We start from the raw sequence: 12401 nt of genomic DNA, 5'->3' as shown, positions 1-12401 counted from the left end.
GGCAATCAACGCTGCAATAATCACAGCAACAGGCAAGGATTCAGGCGATGAAAGTAGCGATCTACGGCGCCGGCTCGATCGGCGGCTGGATGGGAGTGAAGCTCGCGCAGGCGGGCCATCGGGTCAGCGTGGTCGCGCGCGGCGCGACGCTCGACGCGGTGCGCCAGCATGGTCTGCGGCTGATCGAAGGCGGCGTGATCTACGCCGAGCAGGTGAAGGCGAGCGACAAGCCGGCCGATCTCGGCGTGCAGGAACTCGTCGTTATCGCGGTGAAGGGCCCGGCGATGGCGACCGTGGCCGCGCATATCAAACCGCTGCTCGACCCCGAGACGATCGTGCTGACGGCGATGAACGGCGTGCCGTGGTGGTTCTGCGACGGCCTGGGCGGCGAACTCGCCGGCCAGCGCCTGAAGACGGTCGATCCCGACGGCGCGATCAGCGCCGCGATCCCGGCCGCGCAGACGGTCGGCTGCGTCGTGCATGCCAGTTGCCTGATCGACGCGCCCGGCGTGATCCGGCATCACCAGGGCAACGGACTGATCGTCGGCGAGGCGTCGGGCAAGCCGAGCGAGCGTGTCGAGCTGCTCGCCGCGCTGTTGCAGGCGGCGGGCTTCCATGCAACGGCTTCGGCGCAGATCCAGCGCGACGTGTGGTTCAAGCTGTGGGGCAACATGACGATGAACCCGGTCAGCGCGATCACCGGCGCAACGACCGACCGGATCCTCGGCGACGAACTCGTGCGCGCTTTCGTCACGCACATCATGCTGGAGGCGAAGGAAATCGGCGCGCGCTTCGGCATCCCGATCGACCAGGCGCCCGATGACCGTCACGCGGTCACGCTGAAACTCGGCGCGATGAAGACGTCGATGTTGCAGGACGTGCAGGCCGGCAAGGCGGTCGAACTCGATGCGCTGGTCGGCGCGGTGCGCGAACTCGGGCAACTGACGCGCGTGCCGACGCCCTATACGGATGCGTTGCTCGGACTCGCGCGGCTGCATGCGAGTACGTTGGGCTTGTATCCGAGGCAGTGAGGTCGGTCTGCCAGCGCCCGTTTTGTTGTGATGGCTGTAATTCCTTCGCACTGCTGCGGCATTGCCATTACCGCTTCTAGCGAACCGCCTCCAGGGAGGCGGTTTCTTTTACCCGCGCCAGGCCGTGGCGGCAGCCGGCAGCTTCGCCGCTTCGATCAACGACAACGCGCGCCGCGAGTCATCGAGTTCGGTCAGGCACAAGAGCGCGAGGCGCGCGAGATACAGCGACGCCTGCGCCTCGCCTTCGTGGGTCAGCGTGTTGCACAGCGTCGTATAGACGAGGTCGAGATCGGAATCGGTCATGATGTCGAAGGTCCTTGCGCGTTAGTTCTGCTGTGTCAGCGTGGCATCGAGCGCGCGCAGAACGGCCGCCGCGCTGCCGTTGCGCCAGCGCGCGAGTACGTGGCCGTCGGGGCGGATCAGATAGACGGTGCCGGGCCGTGCGTCGAGCATGTCGTGCAGGCGGCCGGTTGGGTCGATCGCTCGCGGGCTGTTTGCCGATTGCGCTTCGGCCGTGACGATATCGATCACGTTGAACGGAATGCCCCGGCTGGCTAGCGTGCTTTGCAGTTGCTGCCACCCGTCACCATCGTTCGCGAGGTCTGCGTCGAAGCGCAGCGCCGTGAAGCACGGTCCGAGCAGATCGGTTAGATGAATGCCGAGCCGTGCACCATCTTGCGATTGTTTGAGCAGCCTGCCCTCGGGCAGCACGGTACCCGGCGCGGGGCCGCGATCGAACGCATCGGCTCCGTCGCCTGCGAAGTTCAGCGGCGATTGCCGATACGCGATTGCATGCGTCTGGCGCGGATTGATCAGCGGCCGCACCGCCGCATGCCGCTCGGCAAGCCCGAGCATGGCCGTGCGCAGCAAGTCGAACGCGAAGGTCGGCGGCGCCATGAACTCGGTACTTTTCATGCCGTAGCTCAGGTTCTCGCGCGCCGCGTACACACGTTCGTCGCTATAGCTATCGAGCAGCGCTGGCGACGCGCTGCCATTGATCACGCAGCCGAGCTTCCAGCCGAGATTGTCGGCGTCGTCGATGCCGGAGTTTGCGCCGCGCACGCCGAAGATCGGCACCAGATGCGCGGCGTCGCCCGCGAATAGCACGCTGCCATGCCGATAGCGTTCGAGCGTCAGCGCATTGGCCTTATAGATCGTGATCCAGATCGGCGACCAAGCGCCGGTTTCGCCCATCGAGTCGAGCAAGTTTTGCACGCGCGGTATCACGTTCCCGGGCCGCACGGCGGCGTCGGGGTCTTCGTCGTCGCGTAACTGATAGTCGATGCGCCACACGTTGTCAGGCTGCTTGTGCACGAGCACCGTCGAGCCCGGATTCGACGGCGGATCGAAGTACGCGAGCCGTTCGGTCGCGCGCGTGCTGTCGAGTTCGATATCGACGATCACGTAGCGGCCTTCGTAGGTCGTGCCTGTGAGCTTCAGCCCGAGCAGCTCGCGGATCGTGCTGCGTCCGCCGTCGCAAGCAACGACCCACGCAGCGTCCATCTGCCAGCTTTTGCCTTGCGGATCGGCAGGATCGGCGCTGCGCAAGGTCAAGGTCGTGCCGCCCTGCGGCCGTTGCTCGACGCCCGTCACACGCGTTTGCCAGCGCACGTCGATCAGATCGGCGTGCCGTTCGATCTCGTCGAGCAGCAACTGCTCGATCTGATACTGCGCGATATTGATCATCGGCGGCAGCGACTGCTCGTCGTCCTGATGCATCGCGAAGCGGAACACCTCGGTGTCGCGATAGAAACTGCGCCCGCCGGTCCACGCCAGCCCCTTTTGCAGAAAACCGTCGACGACGCCGAGCCGCTTGAAGATTTCGAGGCTGCGGCGCGAGATGCAGATCGCGCGGCTGCCGGTGCACACGCTGTCGTCGGCCTCGATCAGCACCGAGCGCACGCCCTGGCGCGCGAGCGCGAGCGCGAGCGTCATGCCGACCGGACCGCCGCCGACGATCGCGACGGCGCGCGCTTGTGGATCGCGTCCGTCGATGAGCGGCGGCACCACGGCCGGATAGCGGCGCGGGGCGAACGGATAGGGCTTGAACGGGCGGGTCATGCGTGTCTCCAGTTTGCTTGCGTTATCGGTGCAGTATGCGTCAGCGTTCGCGCGCGGCTGTCCTCATTTTGGGTACGGCGCCGCGCGCGAGCGTGAGGAGTGGTAGAGACCTGGACCTTCGCCGCTCGTTAGCCGTCCAGACAGGCGCGCAAGCTCCGCGCGAGGTGGCCCGCTTCACCGGCATTGGCGATGTTTGCGAAGCCCATCACAACGCCACGCGGCGTGCTACGCGCGCGACCATTCGCGTACCAGACCGAGAGCGGCAGAACGGCAAGCCCCGCTTCGCGGGCGCGCGCCGCAACCGCGACGTCGTCGACCGGGCCATCAGGGCCCTCGACGAACCGTGCCGCGAACTGGATTCCCCCTGGCGGCAGTTCGACGCTCAGCCGTTCGCCGAACGCCTGCTCCAACGCGCGCACGATCAGCACGCGCCGCTCGGCGTATAACGCACGCATGCGCTTCAGATGTCGCGCAAAATGCCCGCGCTCGATGAAGTCGGCCAAAGCGGCCTGCAACAGGGTTGGCGATCCGGCGTTCATGCTGCGCGCCACCCGCCCGACGCGCTCGACGGCCCGCTCCGGCACCACCGCATACGCGAGCCGTAAGCCGGGAAACATCACCTTGCTGAATGTGCCGCAGTAGATCACGTGATCGTGACGATCGAGGCTCTTCAATGCCGGCAATGGCCGGCCCAGATAGCGGAACTCGCTGTCGTAATCGTCTTCGACGATCCAGCTGGACGCTTGCTCTGCCCAGCCCAGCAACGCCATGCGTCGGGGGAGCGATAACGTGTGCCCGAGCGGGCTCTGGTGCGACGGCGTGACCAGCGCGAAGCGCGCCTGCGCATCCAGCCGTATGCCGAGTTCGACGTCGATCCCATCTTCGTCCACCGGCACTGCGACGAGCTGCACGCCGGTTTCGGCGAGAAAACCGCGCGCGAGCAGATAGCCCGGATCTTCGTACCACACGCTGTCGTTCGGGCGGGCGAGACTGCGCAACACGAGCTCGAGCGTCGCACGGTAGCCGCCCGTCACGAACACCTGGTCCGGCAGGCAGGCCACCCCGCGCGACAGCCCAAGATACGTGGCGATGTGTTCGCGAAGCGGCCGGTAGCCGGCAGGATCCGGGTACGCGAGCATCGCGCGCTCGCCGCTGCGCGCGCGATGCGAAACGAGACGATTCCAAACCTGGAGCGGAAACGCGTCAAGCGCGGGCAGCCCGGGTTGCAACGGCCGGGGCTCGCCGCTCATGGCGGCGGCAACGGCAAGCTGGCGCGGCGCCGGTCGAGCGCCGTGCGATTCGCCTGGCGTCTGAGCTGCGGTAGCCGCTTTAACGCTCTGCGTGCCGTTCGAACTCTTTGTGCTTTGCGTACGCGAGCGCGTCACCGAAGCGGGCAGCGAGGGCGACACGAACGTGCCAGCCGCACCGCGCATCTGGAGGTAGCCTTCGTCGACGAGGACCGTATATGCCAGTTCAACCGTGCCGCGCGCCGTGTTCAGTTGCGTAGCGAGGCTGCGCAGCGCGGGCACGCGATCGCCTGGACGCAGATGCCCTGCGGCGATCGCGGTTCTGAAGCGCGCGCAGATCTGCAGGTAGATCGGCAACTGGAGCTGCCGATCGATATCGACGGTGAATGCGGTAGGCGATACGGTCATCACGGTCTTGCCGGCAAGCAGACCGGAATCAGGATGTCCTAGTCCGATCGACAATTCTTGGCACTTTTCGATAGTTCATGATGTTCTCACAATAGCCTCACACGATGCGACGGCGGCGAGTTCTTTCCCGCGATGCAACCGCCGCCAGCCGCCTGCCCGTGTCAACTAACTCTCATCTGGAGAATGTGCCATGAAGATCGTCGTAATCGGTGGTTCCGGCCTGATCGGCTCGCGCCTCGTCACGCTGCTCGGCGAGGCGGGTCATGAGGCACTTGCTGCGTCGCCGCGTACCGGTGTGAACGCGGTGACGGGGGAAGGTCTGAGCAACGCGCTAGCGGGCGCGGACGTCGTAGTGGATGTGGCGAACGCCCCTTCCTGGGAGCCTCAGGCGGTGCTCGACTTTTTCCGCACCTCGACGCGCAACCTCGGCAAAGCCGAAGTGGCTGCAGGGGTACGCCATCACGTCGCGCTTTCCATCGTCGGCTGCGACCGCACGCCGGAAAATGCGTATTTCGTTGCCAAGGTCGCGCAGGAAGAGGCGATTGAAGCGGCGGGCGTGCCCTATACGATCGTGCGCGCGACCCAGTTCATGGAATTCATCGGCGCGATTGCTGATTCCGGCGCAGAAGGCGGGACGGTGCGCGTTGGGGACGGACTGTTCCAGCCGATAGCCGCGGACGACGTCGCAGCGATCCTCGCGCAGGTCGCTCTCGCCACGCCACTGAACGGCACAGTCGATATCGCGGGCCCGGACCGTGAACCGTTTGCCGCCATCATCAGACGTTATCTGAAGTCCGTCAGCGACCCGCGCCCTGTTGTGACGGATCAGGGTGCGCGCTATTACGGCGGCCGCGTCGAGGAACAGTCGCTGGTACCGCTCGGCGAGGCGCGGATCGGCCGCGTGAGTCTGGACCAGTGGCTGGCGCAAACTGAAAAGGGGTGATTTCAGGTCGATGCGAAAGCAGAATCAACATGTCTGCGTTTTGCTTGATATTGGCTATCGACTCGGTTGGCGTTGAAGCCGAGCGAAAAATTTCCTGGGCAAAGCATGAGCCGGATCGACACGCTGGTCAACGACGCCGGCATTTGCATTGGAAAGCCTTTCACTCAATACACCGCCGAAAACTACGCGGCGGTGATGAACGTGAACATGGCGGGTTTCTATCACGTCACGCAACTCGCCTGGCTGAGGCGCATGTCCGGGCCGGGCGCTTGAATTGGGTGCTGGAAGACTGGTGTCCCACGTTCGTCGGACATGACGTCTATTACCCTGGTCGCCGCAAATCGTCCCGGGCAGTCGAGCTTGTAGTGGACGCATTGAAGAGCGGTTATCAGACTCGAGCGCAGTGACCGGCAAATGGCGATCACGACGCAGATTTTTACCACTGCGGTCACGGCGTCAGCCTACCCAGCCTCAGCCGGCGCTGGCCGTCTGCGACGGCTGCCGCATGGGCTGCCCAGCCGTCGCCGCGTGACATGCCTCGATCATCGAGCGGAACGTCGGCGACGCATGCAGCTCGCCGCCCGCATCGAGTTCGACGCTGCCGTCCGGCGCGTCGCCGACGCCAACCACCAGCGTCGCGCGTGGCCGCCATTCGCGCGTGCGCAGCAGCATGTTGCGCAGGTACAGCGGCGACTCGGGCGCGTCGAGCGACACGATGCAGATGATCGACGTGTCCTTGAAGCTCGGCTCGTCGGCGCGTGCGCTGCGATAGCCCGAGTGCGTCGCCATCAGCGGCGCGAAGCCCTGGCGGTTCAGCAGTTGCACGGCGATCGCGGTCGTCACTTCGTCGAACGCGCCGCGGCCGGGCACGCACAACACCGCGGCCTTGCCCGCTCCGTCCGGCTGTTGCGAGCGCGTGAGCAGATCGCTGCGGTATCGCTGCGTGGCACCCGCGCCCGGCGACCCCAGATCCGGCGTCCCGGCAAGCAGCGCGTTACCCGCGTCCGCCGGTTCGGCAGGCGACAGCGAATCGCGCAGCCCTTCGGCGATATCGAGGTTCTCGACGATATCGACGAGCGCGTCGTTGATCCGCTGCAACTGGTCGGGCATCAGCACGCCGCGCTGCGCGTCGTTGCGCGCGAGCCGCAGGCCTTCGAGCGCGACCTTGTCGTAGTAGTCGATCAGCGACATCTCGCGCAGCAGCCGTTCGGCCTGCACGATCGCCTCGTGCGGATCGTCGGCGAGCAGGCGCTGATAGAAGTTCTGCGCGGGCGTCAGCGCGGGCTGATCGCCGAGCAGCACGGTCAGGAAGTTCAGCCGGTCCGCGTAGCGCCCGAGCGTGACGACGCACAGCGTGAGCGGCGTCGAGAGAACGAGGCCGATCGGCCCCCACAGCCAGCTCCAGAAAATCGCCGCGACCACCACCGCGAGGGGCGACAGGCCCGAGCGATGACCGTACAGCAGCGGCTCGGCGATCTGCCCGGCGACCACGTCGACGACGATGAACAGGATCAGCGTGAGGACCGCCATCGTCCATTGCGGCTGGATCGCGGCCGCGAGAAAGAATGCGAGGATCGCCGCGATCCAGATGCCGATGTACGGCACGAAGCGCAGCAGCGCGGCGATCACGCCGAACAGCAGCGCCCCCGGTACGCCGATGATCGCGAGCCCGATCGCGATGATGCCGCCCGCGCTCAGATTCACGCCGAGCTGCGCGACGAAATAGCGTGACAGGCGCCCGGCGGCGTCGTTGATCGCGGTAGTCGTGCGGTGCAGGTCGCGCGAACCGAACAGGCTGATCAGACGGTCGCGCAAATCCTCGCGCTGCAACAGGATGAAGATGGTCACGACGAGCACGATGAAGGTCGTCTCGATCGGCGCGATGGCCGGCGTCAGCGCGCGCTGCGCGAGTTGCACCGGCGTCGGCGCGGGCTGATGAACCTCGACCTGTTGAGGCACCTGCGGCGCGTTGCGCGCGGCCCGGCCGGTCGGGCGCGGCGGCGCGGGGCGCGATGGCGCCACGCGCTGCAGCGCGCCGGCAGCGCTGCTCATCAGGGCGTCGGCGCGGCCCACGGTCTTTTCCTGCACGGTTTCGATCTTCTGCTCGATCGCTTCCTGGTACTGCGGCAGCGCGTCCGCGAGCTGCACGAGCTGCGCGCCGATCAGCGCGCCGACCGCGAGCAGCGAGGCGAGAGCGAACAGCACCGCGATGAAGATCGACGGCAACTGGCCCATGTGCAGACGCCGCAGCATCTGCACGAGCGGCGCGAGCAGGAAGCTCAGCAGCACCGATAACGTGATCGGAATCAGTACCTCCCGCCCGAAGTACAGCCCGCACACGACCACCACGCCGGTGATCAGCGACACGAGGCCATGCAGCCCCGGCGTGCCCGGCGGGTAAACGCGGTTGGGCCGCCCTTGCGGCGGCGGTAGCGATATTTTCATGTAAGCAGAATTCCGGTTGAGACGCGTTGAGGACCGAGCGGAGCACTGGTCGTCAGCAAGACAGATGCCCGAATTGTAGGTGGTTTGGTGGGGTGGGGGTGCTTTGCCACGTCGCGGCGACCGGTAAGAGGCCGATTCAGATCGCCGGCCGCGCATCGTCTGGTTCCAGGAGGGCTGGTACTACGTACGCCGCCTGCACAGTAGGATTGGCTACCGTTTGCCGCTCGAACTCGAGAACGCCAACACCCAACGGCGAGACCGTGAGCGAAGGGCGACGCATGCCAGGGTCACCAAAGGCAACATGGCGTCAGCGGCTGTCGAACTTATCGACACATTCCGACATGCGACACGATGAACGCGTGCGCCGGTCACGCATCATGCGTCGCGGGCTAGATCGCAATGAGCACTGCAACTACGCACAGCACAATGGTCAGAAGGCTGGAGCGGTTTTTTATTGCGTAGGCGATCGGGTCGTCGTGCATCTCACCGCGAAATGCAACCATCCAGACGCGGCTGATCCAGTACAGGAGCAGGCAAAACAGTATCCACAGCCGATGGGGATGGCTGTACAGCACCGTCACGTCGGTGGATTTCATGTAAAGCGCAAGGACTAGCACTGCAACATAGCCCGAGGCCGATCCGAATGAGCGAAGAATGTTCATGTCAGCAGTCAGATAGCCCCGGCCCGCTGTGGAGCCCTTGCCCTCTCGCTGCATCTTGTCGAGCTCTGTATAACGCTTCACCATGGCGAGACTGAGGAAAATCATGACCGAAAACATGATCAACCAGTCGGAGAGTACGACATCAACGGCAGCTCCTCCAGCCACGATACGGGTGGTGTACAGTGCAGCCAGCACGAACACGTCTACCAGCATGATCCGCTTGAGGCGGAATGAATACGCGAGCGTCATCGCCACATAGCCGACCAGCACGAGTTGAAACGCTACCGGCAGCAGGACGGCAAGGGCTGCCCATGCCAGCATCAGAACGAACATCAGAAAGATGCCCGCGGCAAGCGGCAGTTCACCGGATGCGAAGGGGCGCTCGCGCTTTCGGCTATGACGCCGGTCTGCATCGAGGTCGAGCATGTCATTTAGCAGGTACACGGACGACGCACAGAAAGAGAAAGAAACAAAGGCTATTGCGTCGGCGCTCAGTGCCTCGACATTGGCAAACCGGTGCGAGGCGAGAAGCGGCACGAAGATAAGGAGATTCTTCACCCATTGATAGACGCGCATCTCTTTGATGACGAGCCAAAGGAGCGGTCTTTTGCTATCAAACACGACCGTTGCGTGATTGCCTTTGGAGGCCGCAGCCTGGATGCTTTTTCCTCCAACGACGATTGCCTTGCGGGCCTGCTTCCACACGGGCACGTCAGCGCGGGAATCGCCGCAATAGTCGAAACCCTGTACGCCGAACTCGGCCGTCAAGGCGCCGGCTTTGCTAGCGCCTGATAGATTTCGCAGCTCGTTGCTCGCCATCACGCCTTTGAAGAAGCCGAAATGCGAAGCGATCTGTTCTGCAAAGCGTTGATCGCCTGCCGTGCACAGGTAAAGGCCGCGACCGCTCGATCGCTCACGCTTCAGGAAATCAATCAGGCGCGTGTTATAGGGAAGTAAAGATACATCGATAGCCACGCGTGCAGCGATTTGTGCTTTCAGGTAACCCTTTCCGCGCAGAAGCCATCCAATGCAATGAAACAGATAGAGGGGGTTCTTTTTTACAAGCGCCAGGAACGACTCGATGAGAAGGTCGCTGTACGTCAGTGTGCCGTCCAGGTCAACACACAGAGGTATAGCAGCCATGTGGAACCTCGATCGATCATCCTTCATAACGCACTGCGCCGGTTGGTCCGAATACAGGCATGATTTAATAAAACGCCGGCGTGTTGGAAGTCTTTCGAGCCGCAGATTCGGTCAGGGTTGCACTAAGGATAGTGAGAGACGATCGAATCTCGAGGGATAGCGGCCCAAAATAGAGTGATATTGGCCTATATGGTAGAGAATCGCATGAGATCGCTATCAAGAGACAGATAGGTCCGGTGCGCTCACTTTATTGATAACCGAGCCTCTAGTTGTGTAGAGCGCGCATTGGCGGGAAGTTGCTGAACAGCATCCGAGCGGTCAGGAAACGGGTTCAGCAGACCTTCTGTACTATTCTGTCTCGGTTTGTTGCGATATGAGGCGAAGCTCAGAGAATGCATACCCGACGAACTGTGGTCCCTCGTCGAACCGTTGCTACCCGCGGCGGCGCTCGCAACAGCTTCCAAGCCGACAGAAGTTCACCGACTGAGTACCGTCACAGCGGGAAACCGCATCAGATACCAGGCGTCTCGACTGTCTCCCACATAGCGAATATCAAGCAACCTCCCCGGGCGAACAGGATCGGCCGCCACGCCGCGAGCAACCAGACGCTCCAGGACGTCATGACGCAGCCAGAAAAGCGTCCCATTGTAAATCGCGGGCAGATAGTCCGTCTGGAATTCGGCGACGGAGTATATCCCGCTGTTGCTGCTCCAAAGGCCATGTGTTTCGATGACTTCCGGACGTTCCTTGCTCAGATAGTCCGCAAACCCTGCATACCCGCGACGCGCCAGCGATGGGTTGGTCAACAGCGCCGAATCCAGAATGTCCAGATGTTCGCAGCACAGTGCGGCGCCACCAACGTCTGGCGTCATGAACTTGAGCGTCGGTTGCCCCAGATACTCGCGCAGATGATCAACCGAAGCGCCCGTCATCGCGTAGTTCGCTGGCGTAATTCCGCGCCAGTCACCGGGGAAATCGTGCCACGCTCTTTTTCGGGCCGCCTCTCCCGCCGCATTCAGCGCAGCGGGCAGCACGCCACGCATCGCCGCACCAAGGATTACCGTGTCGACGTTGTCGCGCAGCAACGCAATGTTGAACAGGAAAGTTCCAGAAAGGCACAGCAAAAGTCCACGAAATACATATGGGTGACGCATATTCGCAAAGCGTTCTGCGAGAGAAAGGACGAAAAGGGGAACCACGGCCATGAACATCCGCCCGGTATAGCCCCAATTTTTTCCCGATACGAGCGCGAATACGGCAAAAGAAAATATTAGAAGTACAGGCATCGGATCCAGACGGCGCTTTTTCTCTCCCTTCCGGCTCAGGTACATGCCAGCCAGAAACGCGGCATTCACGAAAAGGAAATCCTTGAGACCGCGCAGCTTTACCAATACGCCGTCCCAGCCTTTTTTACTGTAGGGCATTTGCAGCTTGGCCAGGATGGTATTCGGCAATAGCGTGCCGAAGACACGATACCTCCAGATTGTCATCAGCAGAAAGCAAAGCATGAGCCAGACGCACATTCGAATGGCATGCGGCCTATCCTGCGGGCAAAACACGACCATCCAGCCAAGCGCGAATCCCAGATAGAACACCGCCTCGAAGCGAGTCAGCATCAGAAGCGGCAACAGTGCATAGGCGAGTGTCGATCGCGCGCGCCAGGAGAGCACGAACGCAAACAACAGCAACGCAAAGACCGGCATTTCCATGCCATTGATGATCTCGACCTGGCAGGCTGGCAACAGCCCCAGCAAGCACACCACAATGAGGCGATGCGTTGGGCTCGGCAGGCACGGTTCAAGTGCGCGCCACACGAGCACCAGAGTAGCGCTCAGTGCGATGAAGGAGAGCAACTGCGCCGTCATGATCGCATCCAGAAAGCCTGGATGCATCATCCACTGCCCTATCGCCAACATTGCCGTCATGAGCAAAGTTGACGTACCTTCGGCCGGCGCCGAAGCTGATGTCAACGCGAATACCCCGTGTCGCCCGAGTGTATGCGCATAGGCAATAGTGATGGCGCCGTCGTCCCAGCCATAAGGGCCGACCAGCGCTATCGCTGTCAACGAAAGTGCCGCATACGCGACGACGAAGAGGAATCCGGTGGCTCCAACTCTCCCCTCGACACTGCGTGTCAGGTTCTCGGACATAGCCAGTCGACGTAAGTAGGATGGCTGATAATACATCGGGCAAGCGGCGAGGGAACGTGGCCCCGAATACATGGACGCAGGTTGCTTCGACTTGATACGGCACGTCGGAAGATGAATGAGTTCCGTTTCGTACAGACCATTGTCCGATTTGCGCGTGACGAAATGCGAAGTGATTTGCGAACGCGGCATGCACGAGTCAGAGAATTGCTCGATGCGCACTCCTTGATCAAAACTGCGATCGAAACCGCATCAGTCAAACAGTGCGACGTCCTTCGGCCGATCGACGGCATGGAAGACTACCGGTAGGGGCC

At 62.8% G+C, this 12401-nt stretch carries 8 protein-coding genes and 2 pseudogenes; 4 read left to right on the top strand and 6 right to left on the bottom strand.

Translation table 11 applies throughout. The features are described from left to right. Window positions 1-47 precede the first annotated feature (47 nt). Window positions 48-1031 (top strand): 2-dehydropantoate 2-reductase, encoded by a 984-nt coding sequence (locus HDG37_RS11460; protein ID WP_184047124.1) that lies wholly within the window; start codon window positions 48-50, stop codon window positions 1029-1031. Between the two features lie 108 nt (window positions 1032-1139). Here the strand turns inward: HDG37_RS11460 and HDG37_RS11455 are convergent, their stop codons facing one another. The 3 genes from HDG37_RS11455 to HDG37_RS11445 form a co-directional block, all read right to left on the bottom strand. Next, window positions 1140-1334 (bottom strand): hypothetical protein, encoded by a 195-nt coding sequence (locus HDG37_RS11455; RefSeq protein ID WP_090809820.1) that lies wholly within the window; start codon window positions 1332-1334, stop codon window positions 1140-1142. 21 nt (window positions 1335-1355) lie between these two features. Further along, window positions 1356-3092, bottom strand: a complete 1737-nt coding sequence (locus tag HDG37_RS11450) for an FAD-dependent oxidoreductase (protein ID WP_184047121.1) — start codon at window positions 3090-3092, stop codon at window positions 1356-1358. A gap of 128 nt (window positions 3093-3220) precedes the next feature. Continuing rightward, window positions 3221-4747, bottom strand: a complete 1527-nt coding sequence (locus HDG37_RS11445) for a PLP-dependent aminotransferase family protein (protein WP_184047414.1) — start codon at window positions 4745-4747, stop codon at window positions 3221-3223. 190 nt (window positions 4748-4937) lie between these two features. On the opposite strand from HDG37_RS11445, the gene HDG37_RS11440 reads away from it, so the two are divergent. The 3 genes and pseudogenes from HDG37_RS11440 to HDG37_RS39195 all read left to right on the top strand — a co-directional run. Next, window positions 4938-5690, top strand: coding sequence for an SDR family oxidoreductase (locus HDG37_RS11440; RefSeq protein WP_184047118.1), 753 nt, complete (start codon window positions 4938-4940; stop codon window positions 5688-5690). Window positions 5691-5801: 111 nt separating this feature from the next. After that, window positions 5802-5930, top strand: a pseudogene (locus tag HDG37_RS11435) (SDR family NAD(P)-dependent oxidoreductase); the annotation flags it as partial. Next, window positions 5930-6097 (top strand): annotated as a pseudogene (locus HDG37_RS39195) (LysR family transcriptional regulator); the annotation flags it as partial. The pseudogenes HDG37_RS11435 and HDG37_RS39195, both read left to right, overlap by 1 nt. Window positions 6098-6161: 64 nt before the next feature. Here the strand turns inward: HDG37_RS39195 and HDG37_RS11430 are convergent. The 3 genes from HDG37_RS11430 to HDG37_RS11420 all read right to left on the bottom strand — a co-directional run bounded on the left by HDG37_RS11430 (window position 6162) and on the right by HDG37_RS11420 (window position 12090). Continuing rightward, the gene (locus tag HDG37_RS11430; RefSeq protein WP_184047115.1) at window positions 6162-8135 is read right to left on the bottom strand and encodes an AI-2E family transporter; all 1974 of its coding nucleotides are present in this window, start codon (window positions 8133-8135) and stop codon (window positions 6162-6164) included. A gap of 389 nt (window positions 8136-8524) precedes the next feature. Beyond that, window positions 8525-9940, bottom strand: a complete 1416-nt coding sequence (locus tag HDG37_RS11425; RefSeq protein ID WP_184047112.1) for a UbiA family prenyltransferase — start codon at window positions 9938-9940, stop codon at window positions 8525-8527. Window positions 9941-10416: 476 nt separating this feature from the next. Then, window positions 10417-12090, bottom strand: a complete 1674-nt coding sequence (locus HDG37_RS11420; protein WP_184047109.1) for a hypothetical protein — start codon at window positions 12088-12090, stop codon at window positions 10417-10419. Window positions 12091-12401 lie beyond the last annotated feature (311 nt).

This window comes from Paraburkholderia sp. MM5384-R2 (assembly GCF_014201025.1).
GTDB lineage: Bacteria > Pseudomonadota > Gammaproteobacteria > Burkholderiales > Burkholderiaceae > Paraburkholderia > Paraburkholderia tuberum.
Note: the sequence above shows the minus strand (reverse complement) of the source record. Positions and strands in the feature narration are given on the sequence as shown.